The sequence below is a fragment of the bacterium genome, from assembly GCA_019637795.1.
Lineage (GTDB): Bacteria > Desulfobacterota > Binatia > HRBIN30 > CADEER01 > JAHBUY01.
Genome location: JAHBUY010000005.1, coordinates 84,041 through 102,967 on the forward strand (window position 1 = coordinate 84,041; position 18,927 = coordinate 102,967).

16 protein-coding genes are annotated in these 18,927 nt (G+C 71.3%); 8 read left to right on the forward strand and 8 right to left on the reverse strand.

What is annotated here, in order from left to right; all coding sequences use genetic code 11:
• The first annotated feature begins 20 nt into the window (after positions 1 to 20).
• The 4 genes from KF840_17335 to KF840_17350 all read left to right on the forward strand — a co-directional run bounded on the left by KF840_17335 (position 21) and on the right by KF840_17350 (position 6,729).
• Positions 21 to 2,360 (forward strand): PAS domain-containing protein, encoded by a 2,340-nt coding sequence (locus KF840_17335; GenBank protein MBX3026671.1) that lies wholly within the window; start codon positions 21 to 23, stop codon positions 2,358 to 2,360.
• A gap of 49 nt (positions 2,361 to 2,409) precedes the next feature.
• The gene (locus tag KF840_17340; GenBank protein ID MBX3026672.1) at positions 2,410 to 3,402 is read left to right on the forward strand and encodes an alanine racemase; all 993 of its coding nucleotides are present in this window, start codon (positions 2,410 to 2,412) and stop codon (positions 3,400 to 3,402) included.
• An 88-nt stretch (positions 3,403 to 3,490) separates the two neighbouring features.
• Entirely contained in the window at positions 3,491 to 5,527 is a 2,037-nt protein-coding gene (locus KF840_17345; protein MBX3026673.1) for a carbon starvation protein A, read from the forward strand.
• Positions 5,528 to 5,607: 80 nt separating this feature from the next.
• Positions 5,608 to 6,729, forward strand: a complete 1,122-nt coding sequence (locus KF840_17350; GenBank protein MBX3026674.1) for a CoA transferase — start codon at positions 5,608 to 5,610, stop codon at positions 6,727 to 6,729.
• Between the two features lie 36 nt (positions 6,730 to 6,765).
• Here the strand turns inward: KF840_17350 and KF840_17355 are convergent, their stop codons facing one another.
• Complete coding sequence (locus KF840_17355) at positions 6,766 to 8,016, reverse strand: beta-propeller fold lactonase family protein (protein MBX3026675.1); 1,251 nt, start codon at positions 8,014 to 8,016, stop codon at positions 6,766 to 6,768.
• 249 nt (positions 8,017 to 8,265) lie between these two features.
• Here KF840_17355 and KF840_17360 point away from each other — a divergent pair, with 249 nt between their 5' ends.
• Positions 8,266 to 9,789: an AAA family ATPase gene (locus KF840_17360; GenBank protein MBX3026676.1), complete on the forward strand. Its 1,524-nt coding sequence runs from the start codon at positions 8,266 to 8,268 to the stop codon at positions 9,787 to 9,789.
• Between the two features lie 60 nt (positions 9,790 to 9,849).
• On the opposite strand, the gene KF840_17365 is transcribed toward KF840_17360, so the two are convergent.
• Complete coding sequence (locus KF840_17365; GenBank protein MBX3026677.1) at positions 9,850 to 10,254, reverse strand: response regulator; 405 nt, start codon at positions 10,252 to 10,254, stop codon at positions 9,850 to 9,852.
• A 277-nt stretch (positions 10,255 to 10,531) separates the two neighbouring features.
• On the opposite strand from KF840_17365, the gene cysC reads away from it, so the two are divergent.
• Positions 10,532 to 11,146: an adenylyl-sulfate kinase gene (cysC, locus tag KF840_17370; protein MBX3026678.1), complete on the forward strand. Its 615-nt coding sequence runs from the start codon at positions 10,532 to 10,534 to the stop codon at positions 11,144 to 11,146.
• Between the two features lie 321 nt (positions 11,147 to 11,467).
• Here cysC and KF840_17375 read toward each other — a convergent pair whose 3' ends face one another.
• From KF840_17375 to KF840_17385, 3 genes are read right to left on the reverse strand one after another with little or no spacing between them, the layout of a single operon-like run.
• Positions 11,468 to 11,812: a nitroreductase family deazaflavin-dependent oxidoreductase gene (locus KF840_17375; protein ID MBX3026679.1), complete on the reverse strand. Its 345-nt coding sequence runs from the start codon at positions 11,810 to 11,812 to the stop codon at positions 11,468 to 11,470.
• Positions 11,809 to 12,420 carry a 2,3-bisphosphoglycerate-dependent phosphoglycerate mutase gene (locus tag KF840_17380; GenBank protein ID MBX3026680.1) on the reverse strand — a complete coding sequence of 204 codons (612 nt, stop codon included), beginning with the start codon at positions 12,418 to 12,420 and terminating at the stop codon, positions 11,809 to 11,811. The genes KF840_17375 and KF840_17380 overlap by 4 nt, the downstream gene beginning before the upstream one ends.
• Before the next feature lie 38 nt (positions 12,421 to 12,458).
• On the reverse strand, positions 12,459 to 12,920 hold the full coding sequence (locus KF840_17385) for a hypothetical protein (protein ID MBX3026681.1): 462 nt from the start codon (positions 12,918 to 12,920) through the stop codon (positions 12,459 to 12,461).
• Between the two features lie 185 nt (positions 12,921 to 13,105).
• Between KF840_17385 and KF840_17390 the strand changes: the two genes are divergently transcribed.
• Entirely contained in the window at positions 13,106 to 14,164 is a 1,059-nt protein-coding gene (locus KF840_17390) for a MaoC family dehydratase (GenBank protein MBX3026682.1), read from the forward strand.
• Between the two features lie 13 nt (positions 14,165 to 14,177).
• On the opposite strand, the gene KF840_17395 is transcribed toward KF840_17390, so the two are convergent.
• Complete coding sequence (locus tag KF840_17395; protein MBX3026683.1) at positions 14,178 to 14,516, reverse strand: hypothetical protein; 339 nt, start codon at positions 14,514 to 14,516, stop codon at positions 14,178 to 14,180.
• Positions 14,517 to 14,866: 350 nt separating this feature from the next.
• On the opposite strand from KF840_17395, the gene KF840_17400 reads away from it, so the two are divergent.
• Complete coding sequence (locus KF840_17400; protein MBX3026684.1) at positions 14,867 to 16,429, forward strand: hypothetical protein; 1,563 nt, start codon at positions 14,867 to 14,869, stop codon at positions 16,427 to 16,429.
• Positions 16,430 to 16,478: 49 nt separating this feature from the next.
• On the opposite strand, the gene KF840_17405 is transcribed toward KF840_17400, so the two are convergent.
• Positions 16,479 to 17,639 carry an acyl-CoA/acyl-ACP dehydrogenase gene (locus KF840_17405; GenBank protein MBX3026685.1) on the reverse strand — a complete coding sequence of 387 codons (1,161 nt, stop codon included), beginning with the start codon at positions 17,637 to 17,639 and terminating at the stop codon, positions 16,479 to 16,481.
• Positions 17,640 to 17,779: 140 nt separating this feature from the next.
• Positions 17,780 to 18,808, reverse strand: a complete 1,029-nt coding sequence (locus KF840_17410; protein ID MBX3026686.1) for a DHH family phosphoesterase — start codon at positions 18,806 to 18,808, stop codon at positions 17,780 to 17,782.
• Positions 18,809 to 18,927 lie beyond the last annotated feature (119 nt).

The following is an 18,927-nucleotide window of genomic DNA, read 5'->3' on the forward strand; positions in this document are numbered from 1 at the left end:
CGATCCGGCCCACGGCTCCCGTGCCCGCGCCGGCTGGCGATGCGCCGGCGAGCGAGACATCGCTCTTCTCCGCCCTGCTCGGGCAGCTCCCGGGCGTCGTCTGGGCCGCCGACCGGACATTGCGCTGCCGGTACGCCTCGCCGGCGGCGCGGCGCGCCCTCGGGTTGACGGTTGGCGCCGATCTCGCCGCCACCCTGGCGCCCCTCGGCGAGACCGGCGGCGCGCTCGTCGAGGGGCACCGGGCGGCGCTGGAGGACGCCGCCGCGGAGGTCATGGCCGTCGTCGAAGGCCATCGCGTGCGCTGCCGGTTGGAACCGCTGCGCGACGGCGGCGGCGCGATCGTCGGGGTGCTCGGCAGCGCCGAGTCGACGCCCGACATCAGCGTCGAGACCCAACGCGCCGTCTTCGCCTCCGCGCTCGAGGACGCGCCGGGGGCGATCGCCATCTGCGACACCGCCGGCCGCTTCATCTACCTGAACGCCGCGGCCAAGCGCTTCGCCGACCGCGACGCGACCGGCAGCCGGATCGCCGACGACGCGGCCTTCTGGGGGCAGTGGCACCACGAGCGAGGCCCCCTGCAGGTCGAACAGTGGCCGCTGCGGCGGGCGCTGCGCGGCGAGGTGGTGGCGCCGATCGAGCTCCGCAAGGACCTCGCCGACGGCACCCAGCAGCACATGTACCTGGGCGCCGCGCCGCTGCGCGACCCGGGCGGCACGATCATCGGCGCCGTCGCGACGGCGGTCGACATCACGCCGCGCAAGCGCGCCGAGGAGCAGGTGCGGCGACTGAACGCGGAGCTCGAACGGCGCGTCCAGGAGCGGACGACCGAGCTCGAGCAGGCGATCCACGGCCGCGAGCGCGAGGCGCTGGAGCGGCTGCGCGCGCTCGAGGAGGTGGGCCGCGGCGAGCGCCTGCTCAGCGCCGTCATCAACCATTCCACCGCGGTCATCTACCTGAAGGACCTCGAGGGCCGGTACCTCCTGGTGAACCAGCACTTCGAGCGCCTGTTCGGCGTGCGCGGCGCCGAGTTCGTCGGGCGGGGAACCGATTACGACGTATTCCCCCACGCCGCCGCCGAGGCGGTGCGCGCCAATGACCGCCTGGTGCTCGAATCCGGCGGCCCGTTGCACATCGAGGAGCTGGTGCCGATCCGCGGCCGCGAGCGCGCCTACATCTCGGTCAAGTTCCCGCTCCGCGATGCCGAAGGCAATGTCTACGGCATCTGCGGCATGTCCACCGACATCACCGAACGGCAGCAGATGGAGGCCGCGCTGCGTCGCTCGGAGGCGACCCTGGCGTCGATCATCGAGAGCAGCATCGACCCCATCTGCGCCCTCAGCCGCGACTGGCAGTTGGTGGCCCTGAACACCGCCGCCTCGCGCCTCATTCCGGAGCTGATCGGCAGCCTGCCCCCCGTGCACGCATCGCTCGGCCAGATTCCAGAGGACTTCGCCGCGCAGTGGCGCGGCCTGCTGGAACGCGGCATGGCCGGCGAACGCTTCACCGTCGAGCGCACCCTGCCGATCGGCGGCGGCCGACAGTTCCTGGTGGCGTTCAACCCCACCGTGCAGGACGGCGCCGTCACCGGCGTCGCCGTCTTCGGCCGCGAGATCACCGAGCTGCGGCGGGCCGAGGAGGACGCGCGCCAGCACCAGGCCGAGCTGGCGCACGTGCTGCGCCTGCACACCATGGGCGAGATGGCGGCGAGCCTGGCGCACGAGGTCAACCAGCCGCTCGGCGCCATCGCCAACTACGCCCAGGGCTGCCGCAACCATCTCGTCGCCGGCCGGGTCGACCAGGCCGAGCTGCTGCACACCGTCGAAGCGATCGCGCGCGAAGCGCTGCGCGCCGGCGAGATCACCCGGCGGGTGCGCGAGCTGCTGCGCAAGGAGGAGGCGCCGCGCGCCTGGGCGGACGCCGCCGAGATCATTCGCGCCGCGCTCGAGATCGTCGCCGCGACGGCGCGCCGCCACGACGTCGCCCTCACCGTGGGCAGCGACATGCCGGCGCTGCCGGTGTTCGTCGATCGCATCCAGATCGAGCAGGTGGTGGTCAACCTGATGCTGAATGCCGTCGACGCGACGCGCAGCGCGCCCGAGCCCCGCCTGGTCGAGGTGCGCGCGACGATCGCCGACGACGTGGTCGAGGTCGCCGTCGGCGACAACGGCAGCGGCATCGATCCGGCCGTCGCCGACCGGATCTTCGACCCGTTCCTCACCACCAAGCCGGGCGGGCTCGGCATGGGGCTGGCGATCAGCCGCTCGATCGTCATCGCTCACGGCGGCACGCTCTGGCACACGCCCAATCCCGGTGGCGGCACCACCTTCCACTTCACCCTGCCCCCGGACGACCGCGCATGAGCCCCCGCCGGCGGCGCGGACGGCGCCGCCACCAGCCCCGAGGAGAACGATGCCCTCTGTCCACGACCTGGTGACGCCGGCCCTGCTCATCGACGCGCCGGCCCTCGAGCACAACCTCCGGACCATGGCCGCCGCGCTGCCCGGCGAGCGTCTGCGTCCGCACGTCAAGGCGCACAAGTGCACGTCGCTGGCGCGCCGCCAGGCCGCCGCCGGCCACCAGACGTTCTGCTGCGCGACGGTGCGGGAGATGATCGGCATGGCGACCGCCGGCCTCGGCGGCGACCTCATGCTGGCCAACGAGACGCTGCAGCCGGAGCGGCTGGCCGGACTGGCGGCGCGGATCACCGTCGCCGTCGACTCCGAGGCGACGATCGACGCGGCGGCGCGCGCCGGCGGCGCGGTGCGCGAGGTGATCATCGACGTCAACGTCGGCCTGCCGCGTTGTGGCTGCGATCCGGGCGATGCCGGCCGGCTCGCCGACCTGGCGCGCGCCAAGGGGCTGACGGTGCGCGGCGTCATGGGCTACGAGGGCCACGCCGTCGGCATGAACGACCGGGCGGTGCGCAGCCAACTGTGCGCGCAGGCGATGGAGTTGCTGCTCGCCGCCCATCGCGCGGTCGGCGGCGAGGTGATCTCGGCCGGCGGCACCGGCACGTACGACATCAACGTCTGGGCGAACGAGATCCAGGCCGGGTCGTACGCGCTGATGGACACCGCCTACGGCAAGCTCGGACTGCCCTTCGCGCAGGCGCTGTGGCTGTGGTCGACGGTGATCTCCGTCTCCCCGGCCTATGCGGTCGCCGACTGCGGCCTGAAGTCCCTCGGCATGGATCACGGCAATCCGACGGTGCGCGGCGGCTCGGTGTGGTTCTGCTCCGACGAGCACACCACGTTCAGCCCCGAGCAGCCGCTGCGCGTCGGCGACCGGGTGCGCGTCGCGCCGGCGCACGTCGATCCGACCATCGCCTACCACGAGCGTCTGCACCTGGTGGACGGAGAGGACGTGATCGACACCTGGCCGGTGGACCTGCGGGGCTGGTAGAAGCGTTTCCGGGCGGGCCGGCGAGGGCGGACGCCCAGGGACCATCGAGCCCGCGGCGCGCGCGGAGTGGGGAGGGAGGGGCGGAGCAATGAAAATCCTGGCAGCGCTGGCATGGATCGCCGTCGCGCTGATCGGCGCCGTCGCCGTCGGCATGCTGGCGCTCTGGCGCGGCGAGACGATCAACGCGGTGTGGTTCGTGATCGCCGCGGTCGCCGTCTACTCGATCGCCTACCGCTTCTACGGCGCCTTCCTGGCCGCCAAGCTGTTCGCGCTCGACCCGGCGCGGCAGACGCCGGCGGAGCGCATCAACGACGGGCGCGATTTCGTCCCCACCAACCGTTGGGTGGTGTTCGGCCATCACTTCGCCGCCATCGCCGGACCGGGGCCGCTCATCGGGCCGACCCTGGCGGCGCAGTTCGGCTACCTGCCGGGAACGCTGTGGATCCTCGTCGGCGTCGTGCTCGGCGGCGCGGTGCAGGACTTCTGCATCCTCTGCGGCAGCCTGCGCCGCGACGCGCGCTCGCTCGGCCAGATGGCGAAGGACGAGATCGGCCCGATCGGCGGCTTCGCGGCGCTGGTCGGCGTCTTCTCGATCATGGTGATCCTCATCGCCGTCCTGGCGCTGGTGGTGGTCAACGCGCTGCGCCACAGCCCGTGGGGCACGTTCACCGTCGGCGCCACGATCCCCATCGCCATGCTGATGGGCGCCTACATGAAATGGCTGCGGCCGCACGACGTGCTCGGCGCCACCATCCTCGGCCTGCTGTTGCTGGCGCTGGCGCTGGTCGGCGGGCGCTGGGTGGGCGAGCACCCGACGCTGGCGGCGATGTTCACGCTCAACGCCACGCAGCTCGCGTGGTCGATCATCCTCTACGGCTTCGCCGCCTCGGTGGTCCCGGTGTGGCTGCTGCTGGCACCGCGCGACTACCTCTCCACCTTCGTCAAGCTCGGCACCATCTTCGCGCTCGCCATCGGCATCATCGCCATGCGGCCGGAGATCGAGCTGCCGGCGCTCACCCGCTTCGTCGACGGCACCGGGCCCATCTTCGCCGGCAAGGTGTTCCCCTTCGCCTTCATCACCATCGCCTGCGGCGCCATCTCCGGCTTCCACTCGCTGATCTCGTCGGGCACGACGCCGAAGCTGCTGAGCGAGGAGACGGACGCGCCGATGATCGGGTACGGCTGCATGCTGCTCGAATCCTTCGTCGCCATCATGGCGATGATCGCGGCGGCCGCCCTGCAGCCGGGCGTCTACTTCGCCATCAACAGCCCGGCCGGCGTCGTCGGCGCCGATCCGGCGACGGCAACGGCGACGATCAGCGGCTGGGGCTTCCCGGTGACGCCGGAGCAGATGGCGGCGCTCGCCGCCGAGATCCAGGAGCAGAGCCTGTTCGCCCGCACCGGCGGCGCGCCGAGCCTGGCGGTCGGCATGGCGCACATCTTCGCCAAGGCGCTGAACGGCAGCGCCCTCGCCTTCTGGTACCACTTCGCGATCATGTTCGAGGCGCTGTTCATCCTCACCACCCTCGACGCGGGAACCCGGGTCGGGCGCTTCATGCTGCAGGATCTGCTCGGCAACATCTGGGAGCCGCTCGGGCGCACGAGCTGGTATCCGAGCGTGCTGCTGTCGAGCACGCTGGTGGTGTCGGCGTGGGGCTACTTCCTCTACCAGGGCGTGGTCGACCCCCTGGGCGGCATCAACATCCTCTGGCCGCTGTTCGGCATCTCGAACCAACTGCTGGCCGCGATCGCGCTCTGCGTCGCGACGACCTTCCTGATTCGCGACGGGCGCGGCCGCTACGTCTGGACGACGCTGCTGCCGCTCGCCTGGCTGCTGGCGGTGACCATGACCGCCGGGTACCAGAAGATCCTCTCGCCCGACCCCAGCCTCGGCTTCCTGGCCCAGGCCGACGCGCTGAGCGCCGCGTTGCAGGCGGGCACCGTCGCCGCCGAACGCATCGCCGCCACCCGGGTCCAGATCGTCAATCTGCGCATCGACGCCGCCGTCACCGGCCTCTTCATGGCCCTGGTGGCACTGATCCTCGTCGAAGCGGTGCGCGTCTGGTACCGGGTGCTCGGCCGCGGCGAGTCGGCCGGCTCGATGGCGGCAGCGAAGTCGGCCTGACCCGCGCGCCGGCGGCCGCGCGTCGTCTTGTCTTTGTCCGGAGCCCTGCGTAGGCAGGACTCCCGTTCGAGGAGGTCCCCATGAGCGCCCTGCAGGGAATTCGCGTCGTCGAGATGGCCGGCCTGGCGCCGGCGCCGTTCTGCGGCATGATCCTGGCCGACTTCGGCGCCGACGTCGTGCGCGTCGACCGCGTCGGCGCCGGCTCGATGGACCAACTGGCGCGCGGCAAGCGCTCGCTGGCGGTGAACCTCAAGAACCCCGACGGCGTCGAGACCGTCCTGCGCCTGCTCGAGCAGGCGGACGTCCTGCTCGAACCCTATCGCCCCGGGGTGATGGAACGCCTCGGCCTCGGCCCCGACGTGGCCACCGGGCGCAATCCGCGCCTGGTCTACGCCCGCCTCACCGGCTTCGGGCAGGAGGGCCCCTACGCCAACATGGCCGGACACGACACCAACTACATCGCCCTCTCCGGCGCGCTGGCGCTCATCGGCCGCAAGGGCGAACGGCCGCTGCCGCCGGTGAACCTGCTCGGCGACTTCGCCGGCGGCGGCATGCTCTGCGCCCTCGGCATCACCCTGGCCCTGCTCGAGCGCGCCCACTCCGGCAAAGGACAGATCGTCGATGCGGCGATGGTCGACGGCGCCGCCTACCTCGCCAGCTTCGTCTACAAGTTCCGCAACTCGGGCATGTGGCGCGACGAGCGCGGCACCAACATGCTCGATGGCGGGGCGCCGTTCTACGACACGTACCGCACGCGCGACGGCGAGTACGTGTCGGTCGGCGCGATCGAGCCGCAGTTCTACGCCGCCCTGCTGCGGGGACTGGGCATCGACCCGGCGACGATGCCGCACCAGATGGACCAGTCGAAGTGGGCGGAGACCGGGGCGCGCTTCGCCGAGATCTTCGCCACCAGGACGCGCGCCGAGTGGTGCGCGGTCTTCGACGGCAGCGATGCCTGCGTCGCCCCGATCCTCAACCTCGGCGAGGTCGCCGACCACCCGCACAACGCCTACCGGCGGCTCCTCGTCTCCGACGCCAAGGGCAAGCTGGAGCCGGCGCCGGCGCCGCGCCTGTCGCGCACGCCCGGCGAGGGCGGCCGTCCGTTGCCCGAGGTGGGCGAGCACACCCGCGCCGTCCTCGGCGAGTACGGCTTCGCCGCGGACGAGATCGCGCGCCTGATCGAAGCGGGCGCCGTCGGCTGAGCCACCGGTTCCGGGGCCGCCGCCCGCGCCGCCGGCTCACCGCGACGCGCAGCCCGTCAGGCCATCGTCCACGGCGGCGAGGATCTCGTTCACCGTCGCCGTGCCGTCGCCGTTGCCGTCGAGGAGCGGACACTGGTCGATCGGGGCGCCGCCGAGCGCGATGTTGACCGCCAGCAGCAGCTCGTCGATCGACACCCGGCCGTCGCCGTTGCAATCGCCCGGACAGCTCGGCAGCGCGGCGTCGACCACCGCGATGGCGGTGGGATTCTCGCCCACCTCGATGCGCGTCACCTCGCGGTTGGTCGTGGTGTCGATCACCGACACGTCGCCGCGCGCCGCGGTGCCGAACGGCTGGCGATCGGCGACGTAGGCGTAGCGCCCGTCACCGACCAGGGCGATCCCGAACGGCCCCTTGCCGACGTGGATGGGGTCGGTGATCGTCCGCGTCGCGGTGTCGATGACGTCGACGGTGTCGGTGCTGAAGCTGGTCACGTAGGCGGTGGCGCCGTCGGGCGACAGCGCGAGGTCGAGCGGATTGTCGCCCACCGGCAGGGTGGCGACCACGGTCGCGGTGGCGGTGTCGACCACCGCGATCGTTCCCGCGCCGCGCGTCTGCAGGGAGTTGCTGTTCGCCACGTACGCCGTGCCGCCGTCGGGCGACACCACGACGGCGAAGGGATTGCGCCCGGTGTCGACCTGGGCACGCATCGCGCCGCTGGCGAGATCGATGACCGCCAGGGTGCCCTTGGACGACAGCTCCAGGTCGGTGCTGTTGGTGACGTAGAGCGTCGCCCCGTCGGGCGAGACCGCGACCCCGGAGGGGCTCTGACCGCCGGTGGCGATCGTCCGCTGCACCGCGCTACTGGCGACGTCGATCTCCGCCACCGTCCCGTCGCCCTGGTTGGTGACGTAGGCATGTCGCCCGTCAGGTGCGAAGGCGACGCCGAGCGGCCGGTGGCCGACGGGAATGGTGCGCACGACCTTGAGCGCGGCGGTGTCGATGACCGCCACGTTGTTGGCGTGGTCGCTGGCGTTGGCGACGTATGCCAGGCGGCTGTTCGGCGAGACGGCGATCTCGGACGGGCTGCCGGTGACGCCGATCGTGCCGGTGACCTTGTTGGTCACGGCATCGATCACCGTGACGCCGTTCGAGTGTTTCTCGGTCACCAGCACGAAGGGCTGGGCACGGGCCGGCACGGGGCGCACGCCGAGCGCGAGCACGGCGGCGCGCAGGAGAAGGCCGAGGGGACGCGGGAGGGCGCGGAGGGGACGAGTGTGGGCAGCCATTCGCCAGCCGCGTCGTGCAACCTCGAGACCGCGGCGCCGGCAATCGCCGGCCGGGAGGAACCGGACCGCCGGCGAGGGGTCGGGTGGGACATCGTCGCGCGCGCCCTGGGACCTTTGGACCCGCCGCCCGCGCGACCCCGCCCGGTGCCTTGCATCGTTGCAAGCGTCGCTCCCCGCGGCGGCCGAGACGGCCGGCCCGCTGACGCTCGGTTGAGGCGGTCGCTGCCGCCCGATACACTCCCCCATTCGATGAGCGAAGGTACTGCCCCGATCTCCCGTGCCCTGTCCCGGCTCAAGGATCTCATCGATGCCGGGCGCCCGTTGATCTACATCCACTCGGCCGAAGAGAGCCGGGTGCAGCAGATGGTGCAGGAGGCGTCCGAACGGCTCTTCCCCCATCCGGTCCCGGTCTACACCTGGACCGTCACCGACGGCCTGCGCGGCCCGGACGGGGCCGCCGTCGCCGCCACCAGCGAGCCGCGGGCGGCGCTCGACCACATCCTGTCGCACCACGGCGCGGCGCTGTTCGTCCTGCGCGACTTCCACGACGCGCTGCACGAACAGGACGTCCGCCGCCGCCTGCGCGACCTCTACGCGAGCTGTCTCGACAGCGGGAAGTTCATCGTCATCGCCTCCCCGGTGGCCTACATCCCCGACGAGCTGAACCGCGACATCGCGCTGATCGAGCTGCCGTTGCCCGACCTCGCCGAGATGCGCACCATCGTCGAGATCGAGGCGAAAGCCCTGGCTGAGAAGGGGATCGCGGTCGACAGCGATCCCGGCACCATCGCCCAGCTCGGCAGCGCCCTGCTCGGCCTGACGCTGAACGAGGTCCGGCACGCCCTGCGCCGCGCCACCGCCGCGGCGCCCAAGCTCGACAGCAGCTCGGTCCCCTATCTGCTCGAGGAGAAGCACCTGCTGGTGAAGAAGAAGACCGGCGTCATCGAGTACATTTCGGACCCGGGCGGGATGGAGAACGTGGGCGGCGCGCCGGTGCTCAAGAAGTGGCTCGCGGAGCGCCGCCGCCTGTTCGAGATGCGCGACGAGGTCAGCCGCGACCTGGTGCCCAAAGGGCTGCTGCTCATGGGCATCTCGGGCTGCGGCAAGAGCCTCGCCGTCAAGGCGATCGCCCAGACCTTCTCCCTGCCGCTCTACCGCATCGACATGATCGAGGTCTTCTCCGGCCGCCACGGCAATCCCGAGGGCGTGTTCGTCCAGGCCTGCCGGACGATGGAGGAGATGGCGCCGGCGGTGATGTGGTTCGACGAGATCGAAATGGGCGTGTCGTCGCAGGCCGACGATGCCGCCGGCGTGCAGGGCCGCATTTTCGCCTTCTTCCTGACCTGGATGCAGGAGAAGACGCGCGGCCTCTTCGTCGCCGCGACCGCCAACCGCATCGACCTGCTGCCCGCCGAGATGATCCGCAAGGGCCGCTTCGACGAGGTGTTCTTCGTCGACCTCCCCACCGACGACGAGCGGCTCGACATCTGCCGCATCCACCTCGAGCGCCGCGGCATGGATCCGGCCGCCCTCGGCATCGATCGCCTCAAGCAGTTCACCCGCGGCTGGACCGGCGCCGAGATCGAACAGTTGGTGGTGTCGGCCCTGACCACCGCGAAGCTCGAGAACCGCGTCCTGACCGGCGACGACCTGCTCAACCAGACGGCCAAGATCGTCCCGCTCTCGAAGACGATGAAGGAGCAGGTCGAGCACATCCGCTCCTGGGCGCTCGACCGCGCCATCCGCACCGCCCCCCGGCAACAGGGGCAGTGAGTCTCGGCGCCTCGCCGCCGGCGGGACCGGTCGCCGACGCGGCGAACGGCGCCGCGCCGATCAGCGCGCCAGGCTGGCGCGCTGCGCCTTCAGCTCCTGCACCCAGTTGCGAACGGCGCCGGGAAAGGCGCGGTCGAGCGCCGACGACTTGCCGACGTACTGCGCCGCGCCGAGCGCCAGCGCGCGCTGCCGGTAGACGGCGTCATCGTACTGGGTGATCACCACCACCGGCGGCGGCGCCGCTTCCCGCTCGGGATCCTGCAACTGGGCGAGGAATTCGAAGCCGTCGAGCTCCGGCATGATGAGATCGAGCAGGACGAGATCCCACTGGCCAGCCCGTAGCTCGGCCAGTCCGGCGCGCCCATCGGCCGCGTCGCGCACCTCGAATCCCGCCAGCGCGAAGCGCAAGGCGAGGATCCGGCGCACATCTTCGTTGTCGTCGACGATCAGGACCCGCTCGTGCATCACCGCCTCCGCTCCGCTGCAGGCGGCCGGGAAGCACGCACCGCCTTGCAGACGTGCAAGCGGGAGCAAGGACGATGCCCCGTGGGCGTTGATTGCTGCCGCCGCCGCCGGCGCCGCCCTGGACGTCTCTGTACGCGCCGCCCGCCGGATCGGTGCAATTCTGTCCGCGGGGCGGACGCGAATCGAGCCGCCGGACCGGCTCTGGCGGGACCGGCTTGAGGCCCCGCGTGCCCTCCGATAAGGGTTGCGGTTCCACGAGGGGAGGATACGCAACGTCATGAGCACGCCGAAGTCGCGCAACATCACCTGGCACGCCGGGATGGTCACCAAGGCCGACCGCGAGAACATCACCGGCCACAAGGGCTGCACCATCTGGATGACCGGGCTGTCCGGCTCGGGGAAGTCGACCCTGGCCGTTGCCCTGGAGAAGAAGCTGTGGGAGCGCGGCGTCCGCGCCTACGTCCTCGACGGCGACAACATCCGCCACGGCCTCAACAAGGATCTCGGCTTCTCGCCCAAGGATCGCACCGAAAACATCCGCCGCATCGGCGAGGTGGCGAAGCTGTTCACCGACGCCGGCGTGATCAACGTCACCGCCTTCATCTCCCCCTACCGGGCCGACCGCGACTCCGTCCGCGCCCTGATGGACGGTGGCGATTTCGTCGAGGTGCACGTCGACTGCCCGGTCGAGGTCTGCGAGCGGCGCGACGTGAAGGGTCTCTACAAGAAGGCCCGCGCCGGCGAGATACCAGAATTCACTGGCATTTCAGCGCCTTACGAAGCACCTCTCAGCCCGGAGTTGACGGTTCACACGGACCGCGACGGCGAGGAGGAGTGCCTCAACCAGCTCCTGCAGTTCCTCGAAAAGAAGGGCTACATCGAGCGCGCCTGACGCAAGTGCAACGGTCATTGCAGAAGCGCTACAGAAATCCCGCCCCGTGATCGGGGCGGATCCATGGAAGATGCTGGGTCGGGTGCTCCCAGCATCTTGGCCCGCCCATTGCTTTGGATAGGGACATTGCCAGCGAGGGAAATGAAATCCTTCGTTGTCCTCCAGTGGAATGGGCGGGAAGGAAACTTCCGGGAGCGCACCTCCCCCCGCGCGCCCCTCGCCCCCCCCGAGCGCCCATTCCACGTCCCCCCTCCCGGGGGATGAACCCGGTCCTGCTCCGCTGGTTCGCGCGCGGGGAAATCAGGGCAAGGACGAGCGGGGCTACCAGGAGATCTCGGCGGCGATCGGGGTCGCCCTGCGGCCGAGCCACTGGATCAGCCGCGCCGTCCAGTAGCGGCGCCGGATGGCCGCGAGCACGTTCTGCACATCCTCCGCATCGGTGAGCGGACGGGCGAGAGCGGCGATGGGGCCGTCGCCGAAGTCCAGCGTGACGTGCGGGTCGGCGACCAGGTTGCGGTACCACTGCGCCGGGGCTGGCGAGGCGTGCTGGACACGCACGGTGCGCGGTCCCTGGATGACGAACCAGAGGCTGACCGTGCGTGGCTGACCCGATTTGCGGCCACGGGTGGTGAGGCGAACCGTCTTCCGCCGCCGCGGATCGGTCATTGCCCGAGGATGCGCTTCGAGCGAATCGTCAGGTCCGGCGCGATGTCGTAGACGATCGGCACTCCGGTCGGAATGTTGAGCTCGAGCACCTGCTCGCGGGTGAGCTGGTCGAGCTGCATGACGATCGAGCGCAGCGAGTTGCCGTGCGCGACCACCAGGACGTTCTTGCCGGCGGCGATCTGCGGCGCGATCACCCGGTCGAAGTACGGCAGGGTGCGCGCCGCCGTGTCCTTCAGGCTCTCGCCGCCGGGCGGCGGGACGTCGTAGCTGCGGCGCCAGATGTGGACCTGCTCGTCGCCGTACTTCTTCGCCGTCTCGGACTTGTTGAGTCCCTGCAGGTCGCCGTAGTGGCGCTCGTTCAGCGCCTCGTCCTTGGCGATCGGCAGGTCCACCTGCCCCAGCTCGCGGAGGATGATGTCGAGGCTTTCACTGGCGCGCTGCAGCACCGACGAATAGGCGAGATCGAAGCGCGTGCCCTTGAGCAGCGCGCCGGCGCGCGCCGCCTCGCGCCGGCCGGTGCCGGTGAGCGGAACGTCGACCCAGCCGGTGAAGCGGTTCTCCAGGTTCCACTGCGACTCCCCATGTCGCACGAGGACCAGCAATGCCATGTTCAGCGTCCCCCCAAGTCGCCGCCGCGTCGGCGGCCTCATTCCTCGTTCGGATGGTCGTCGTCGAGGAGGTACGGCTCCCACTGGTGGCCCACGTAGGGCTGCCATTCGTGGGTGATGTACGGCTCCCACTCCTCGCTCGAATCGGGATCGATGCCGCGGAGGCGGTCGCGATCCTTGTAGTTGTCCAGGTCGCCCTGGACGATGTTGGCCTGCTGACCGGCCTCCTCGCGCGCGGTCTCCTCGTACTCGCGCTCCTCCGCCTTGGCGCTGAGGTCCTGGTCGTTCTCGTCCGGCTTGCTCGGCTGGCGCTTCACCCGCCGCCCGTAGGTCGTGGCGCACTTCTCCACCCAGTCGCTCTCGGTCTTCAGCTTGAACGCGACGCGCCCCGAGTCGGGCGTGCCGTGGACACGATTGAGCTCGCGCAACACCGTGCTGCAGTCGGGCCGCCCCTGCGCGGCGGCGCCGGACACCCGCACCAACCCGATCAGGAGCGCCAAGAGGAGAGCCCGTCGCAGCAACACCACTCCGATGCTGTAACAGCCGGCGCGGCGAAACCCAACGCCTTTCGGACACTCTCCTGAAGCCCCCCTCATCGCGCGGCGCGAGCCCCGCCGGTCGTCTTGGAGCACCCGGGCACGCCTGCTAAGCAGCTCAGATTCACGCCGCCCGTGGGGGATCGCGCATGGCCATCATCCGCAAGAAGACCGGCAACTTCCTCGAGGATTTCAGGATCGGCGGCGTGCTCCGCCACAAGGTCGGCAAGACGGTCACCGAGGGCCTGTTCAACGCCTTCACCGAGTTCGCGATGACCACCAACCCGCTGCACAAGAACCGCCGCTACGCGCAGCTCTACGGGTACCGCGACCTCATCCTGCCGCCCGGCCTGGTGATGGCGGTGGTCTTCAGCCAGAGCGTCGAGGACGTCTCCGAGAACGCCCGCGCCAACCTCGAGTACGTGGACATGCGCTTCGGCGCCCCGGTGTACCTGGGCGACACCATCGAGAGCACGTCGATCGTGCTCGGCGTGACGCCGTCGTCGCGCGACAGATCCCTCGGCGTCGTGCACGTCCAGACCACCGGCCGCAACCAGCACGACGAGGTCGTCCTGACCTACGAGCGCAAGGTGCAGGTGTGGAAGAACGCCGCCGACGCCGAGGTCGTCAAGGCGTCGACCGAGGCGGCGCCGGTGCACTGCCACCTGCAACTGCCCGCCTACGACGCCGCGACGCCGTACCGCTCGCTCGCCCACCTGAGCAACGACGACACCTACTTCGAGGACTTCACCCCGGGCGACGTCATCGAGCACTCCCGCGGCCGCACCATGACGGCGGAGCACATCGCCCTCACCGCGATGCTCGACAACACGTCACAGGTGCACTGCAACCAGCACATGATCGATCAGAACCCCGAGCGCTTCGTCGGCGGGCAGCTCATCATCTTCGGCGGCATCCCGTTCCAGCTCTGCCTCGGGCTCTCCTGCCCGGACGTCGCCGACAACTCGCTCGGCGACCTGGTCTACCGCACCGGCCGCCACAGCGCGCCGCTGTTCGCCGGCGACACCGTCTTCGCGTCGACCGAGATCGTCGCCACCCGCGACTTCGCCGGACGGCCCGATCTCGGCGTCCTCGACACCATCCTGCGCGGCCACAAGTTCGTCAGCCGCGACGGCGCCTCGGAGAAGGTCGAGATCTTCTATCTGGAGCGCTCGCTCGCGGTGAAGCGCCGCTCGCACTACGCCTGACCGCCAGGCGGCGTCACCCCGCCGGCGTTCTCCCCCGGTCGCGCCGCGCCGCCTGATAGTGGCTGGCGCACAGGCCCTTGGCGACGTAGGGGCGGCCGCACCCCTTGCGCGTGCAGACGCGCTTGGGCGGCGCCACGACCACCGGTTTCGGCCGCCAGCCGCGCAGGATCTCCGACGAGCGATCCAGCCCTTCGTTGAGCAGGGCGATGACCACGTCGGTCTTGACCGCGCCGAGCTCCTGCACCATCCGGTCGATGGCTTCGCTCAGTGCGGTCGGGATCTTGACGTTCATCAGCTTGCTGCGGCTGCCTTCGCGGCGCCGCAGATCCGCGATCCGTAGATCCGATCGCATTCCCGTCACCTCCTTCCGCCCGCTGGTGGTTTCCCTCCCGGAGCGCGGGAGCATGTCCGCGGACCGGATTGTCGCACGTTCGGGCCCGGTCGCAAGACGCACGCCCCACCCTGCCCGGCCGCGCCGGTTCGCGGCGACGCGCCGTGCGGCTGTCGCCCGACCACCGCCCTCGGCTAGTGTCCCGAGTTGGAAGTTCGTCACCTATTTCGCCGGCCCTCGACGCCCCTGACTGCGTTGCCCCTCCTTGGAATATTCCCGATATTCCTGCGTCGGGACGCCTTGCCAGGGGCGCCGATTGCCGGCGAAATAGGCAACGAACTTCCAACTCGGGACACTAGGATCGCCGACGCATGAATCGTCCCCGCGAGGTGCCGGCCTGGTGCCGGGTGCGCGGCGGCGGCAGCCCGCTCCTGCTGGTGGCGCCGCACGGCGGCGCCCGCGACGCCATCCGCCCGGCGCGCGGCGCGGTGAAGGTGAACGACCTGCACACCGCCGGGCTCGCGGAGGAGCTGGCGACCACGCTGGACGCCAGCCTGATCGCCAACCCGAGCCTCGACCGCAACCAGCTCGACCTGAACCGCATCTCCCAGGTCGCCCGCGCCGCCCCCTGGTTTCCGGCGCTGCTGGAGACGCTGCTCGCCGACATCCTCGCCCGCCACGAGCGCGCCGAGGTGCTCTTCCTCCACGGCTGGAACACGCTGCAGCCGAAGTGCGACATCGGCATCGGCCACCCGCTGGCGCATCCGGCGGACGCCGCCCGCCACGCGCCGGCGCTCACCGCCTCGGTCCGCTACGTCACCAGCCGCCTCGCCGCCCTGCGCGCCGCCTGCGCGGCGCGCGGCATCGCCGCGCCGCTGGGCGAGCGCTATCCCGGGCGCCACGCCAACAACCTCCTGCAGCTCTTCCGCCGCGACGGCGATTCCCTCCTCGCCCCCCGGATCCGCGCCTGGGTGGCGGCCGATCGCGTCGACGCCGTCCAGCTCGAGCTCGCGGCTCCGCTGCGCTGGCCGGGTCCGCTGCGCGGGGCGTTCGCGAGCGCGCTGCGCGACGCCTTCGCGGCGCCGGCGCCGGTCGCCGCGGCGCCGCCGCCCGTGCCGCGGCGCCGCGCGCCGCCGCCGCCCCCGCCCGCCGCGCTGCAGGTCTATGACCCGGCGAGCGGCCTCGGCCTGCTGGCCCGCGTCGATCCGCAGCGCGGCGGCGGAACGAGCGGCCGCCTGCTGCTCTTTCTCGACCGCGGGCGGGTGGCGCTCTTCACCGGCGACGACCCGCACGCCGGCGACCGCGCCCGCGGCGGCCCGTGGTTCACCCCCACGGCCGCCGGCGGGTCGCATCTCGCCTTCGATGGCTGGGCGCTGTGCGCCACCGACGGCGCCCTGTACGTCGATCTCGAGCGCGCGCTGGCGGCGTCGCGCCTGCTCGCCGTGCACGCCGATCTCACCTTCACCCCGCGCGCCGGCGGCGAGCACGGCCGCGTGCGCGGCACGGTGACGCTCGACGGCCTCCCCCAGCGCGTCGATGCCATCGGCTTCGCCCCGGCCGGCGGCGTCGGCCAGCCGACGGAGAGCGGTTGGCGGTCGCACCTCGTCCTGCGCGCCGCGCTCGCCAACGGCAGCGCGCTCGCGCTCCGCCATCGCGTGCCCGGCGGCACGCTGCTGGAGACGGATCGCGACGGCGCGGCGGCGCGCGCCACTGGCGCGCTCGCCATCACCTTCGACGGCGAGCCCTACGCGCCACGGCGGATCGTCGTCGGCGACGCGGCCGGCGGCCTGGCCGCCGACGCGACGGCGCGTCTGTCGATCGTGCGCCCGCTGTCACCGGGCCGCCGCGCCCGGGTGACCCTCGGCCTGGCGCGCGTCACGCGCGGCGGCAGCGAGGGCGTCGGATTCTACGAATACGCGCGCGTCGTCGACTGACGGGCGGCGGGTGGCGCGGTCGCGCCGCCCGCCGCGTCGCATCCCGAGCTCACGCCGGCGCGGCGCCGGCCTCGGGGCCGTCGAGCACCACCTGGGCGACCAACTCGCGGTTGTGCGTCGCGTCGCCGAAGGTCACTTCCGAGCCCTTGGCGCGCTTGAAGTACAGATGCATGTCGTGTTCCCACGTGAAGCCGATGCCGCCGTGGATCTGGATGCCCTCGGCGGACACGAAGCGGTAGGCGTCGGAGGTGTAGGCCTTCGCCATGCACGCCGCCAGGTGCGCCTCGGCGACGTCGTTGGCCACCGCCCAGGCGGCGTAGTAGGTCGCCGACTTGGCGCTCTCCACCTGCACCATCATGTTGGCGCACTTGTGCTGGATCGCCTGGAAGCTGCCGATCGGCTTGCCGAACTGCTCGCGCACCTTGGCGTACTCGACGCTCATCTCGAGCACTTTCTGGGCGCCGCCGCACATCTCGGCGCACAGCGCCACCTTGGCGCGGTCGACCAGTCGGTCGAGCAGCGGCCAGCCCTGGCCGACCGCGCCGAGCACCGCGTCAGCGCCCACCGCGACGTCGTCGAAGGTGACCTCGCAGAGCTTGCGCGTCTGATCCATCGTCTTCAGGACCCGCACGCCGACGCCCTGCGCCTTGCGCTCGACGACCAGCATGGTGATGCCGTTGACGCCGCGGCCGCCGCTGCGCGCCGGCACGATCAGCAGGTCGGCGTTGTGCGCGTCGTGCACGAACAGCTTGGTGCCCGACAACGTGAAACCGCCGCCCGCCGCCTGCGCCGCGAGCTGGATGCCGTCGGCGTCCCAGCGGCCGCTCTCCTCGACCTGCGCCAGCGTCGCGCGCCGCGAGCCGTCGGCGAGGCCCGGCAGCCAGCGCTGCTTCTGCGCCTCGCTGCCGCCGAGGTCGATGGCGATGCCGCCGAGAATCGCCGAGGCGAAGAACGGGCCGGGGAAGACGACCTTGCCCATCTCCTCGAGCACGACGACCATGTCGACCATGTTCAGGCCGGCGCCGCCGTACTGCTCGGGCACGATCAGGCCGGTCCAGCCGAGCTCGGCCATCTTGCGCCACTGCTCCTCGGAGAACCCGCGCTCGTCCTCCATCATCTGGCGCACGTAGGTCATCGGGCACTCGGCCTCGAGGAACTCGCGCACGCTCTGGCGCAGCATCTCCTGCTCTTCGCTGAATCCGAAATCCATTGCTCCTCCGAGGATGGGATCACCGGCGAGAGGACCAGCCGTCGGCGCGGGCGCTCCCCGCGGTCGCGCCTCCCGTCCCCTTCGCCCCGTTCTGCAACCTCTCGGCGCTACCACACGCGGGTGCGGCAGGGGAAGCGCGCTCAGGGTTTGGCGTCGCAGAGGCTGACGGCGTTGGCCTGCTGCTGGCCGACGGCGGCCACCAGGCGGCCGCGTATCCGCGCCGCCGCCTCGCGCCAGTCGGCGCCGGCGGGGAGCACCAGACGCCCGCCGGCGATCATGTCGTGGCCGCCGGCGTGGTCGCTGCCGAGCACGCGCTGCAGGATGTCGCCGGCGTTGACGTCGCGATTGGTCGTGCGCAGCGAGACGTAGAGGTACGCGCCGTAGCGGCCGATCGCCGCCGCCCAGTCGACCTCGTCCAGCCGCAGGAGGAAGTCCGCCATCTCCGCCACCATGTCCGGGTAGCGGATCTCGCCGAGGATGGAGACGACGAGCGTGCCGTAGATGCTGGCCGACTCGATGGCGGCGCGAAAGGCGGAGAAGTACTCGCGCGGGACGCGGGCGTTCTCGATCTTCGCCAGCCGGCGCTTGTTGGTGTGCGGATAGAGGAAGCTGCAGGCGTCCATGTCGGGCGTCGAGGCCTCGCGCCCCAGATCCTGCGTCTCGGCCATGATGCCGTAGAAGAGCGCCGTGGCGATCTTGGTCTCGATGCGCAACCGCGGATCCATCAGATACTCGGTGAGAATGGTGGAGGTCGCCCCGTAGCCCTCGCGCAGGTCGCTGAACGGCAGGTCGCCGACCGGCGTGTACCGCGGATGATGGTCGATCACGATCGCCGGCTGCAGCCCGGCGGGCAGCGAGTTGTTCGTGCGCCCCGGCTGGGTGTCGACGAGCGCGATGCGCGTGCCGTGGTCGAGCCGCAGGTCCTGCACCGGAACCAGCGGGATGTTGAGGTAGCGGAGCATGGCGCGGTTCTCGGCCCGGCCGACGTAGCCGCCGAGCGCGATGGTCGCATCGCGCTCCACCAACTGCGCGGCCAGAAAGCGCAGCGCCGCGGCGCTCGCCAGCGCGTCCGGATCGGGGTTGTCGTGCGGCAGGATGACCAGCGGCCCGGGTCGTTCCAACACGTCGAGCAACGCGGGCGGCACGCCCTTGCCCGATCCGTTTCCCATCACGCCCCCGATATAGATGACCCCTCGCCGCGGTGTCCATGGGGCGCCGCCGGCCGCGCCCCACCGACGCCGACCGCGGGGCGCCGTGGCCCCCCGTGGCCCCCGCCGACTCGCTTCCC

Coding starts and splice junctions, on each gene's coding strand:
- KF840_17395 (MBX3026683.1), bottom strand. CDS start 14,516: ATGCGATCGGATCTACGGATCGCGGATCTGCGGCGCCGCGAAGGCAGC.
- KF840_17365 (MBX3026677.1), bottom strand. CDS start 10,254: ATGCACGAGCGGGTCCTGATCGTCGACGACAACGAAGATGTGCGCCGG.
- cysC (MBX3026678.1), top strand. CDS start 10,532: ATGAGCACGCCGAAGTCGCGCAACATCACCTGGCACGCCGGGATGGTC.
- KF840_17340 (MBX3026672.1), top strand. CDS start 2,410: ATGCCCTCTGTCCACGACCTGGTGACGCCGGCCCTGCTCATCGACGCG.
- KF840_17380 (MBX3026680.1), bottom strand. CDS start 12,420: ATGGCATTGCTGGTCCTCGTGCGACATGGGGAGTCGCAGTGGAACCTG.
- KF840_17360 (MBX3026676.1), top strand. CDS start 8,266: ATGAGCGAAGGTACTGCCCCGATCTCCCGTGCCCTGTCCCGGCTCAAG.
- KF840_17350 (MBX3026674.1), top strand. CDS start 5,608: ATGAGCGCCCTGCAGGGAATTCGCGTCGTCGAGATGGCCGGCCTGGCG.
- KF840_17400 (MBX3026684.1), top strand. CDS start 14,867: ATGAATCGTCCCCGCGAGGTGCCGGCCTGGTGCCGGGTGCGCGGCGGC.
- KF840_17410 (MBX3026686.1), bottom strand. CDS start 18,808: ATGGGAAACGGATCGGGCAAGGGCGTGCCGCCCGCGTTGCTCGACGTG.
- KF840_17405 (MBX3026685.1), bottom strand. CDS start 17,639: ATGGATTTCGGATTCAGCGAAGAGCAGGAGATGCTGCGCCAGAGCGTG.
- KF840_17345 (MBX3026673.1), top strand. CDS start 3,491: ATGAAAATCCTGGCAGCGCTGGCATGGATCGCCGTCGCGCTGATCGGC.
- KF840_17375 (MBX3026679.1), bottom strand. CDS start 11,812: ATGACCGATCCGCGGCGGCGGAAGACGGTTCGCCTCACCACCCGTGGC.
- KF840_17390 (MBX3026682.1), top strand. CDS start 13,106: ATGGCCATCATCCGCAAGAAGACCGGCAACTTCCTCGAGGATTTCAGG.
- KF840_17355 (MBX3026675.1), bottom strand. CDS start 8,016: ATGGCTGCCCACACTCGTCCCCTCCGCGCCCTCCCGCGTCCCCTCGGC.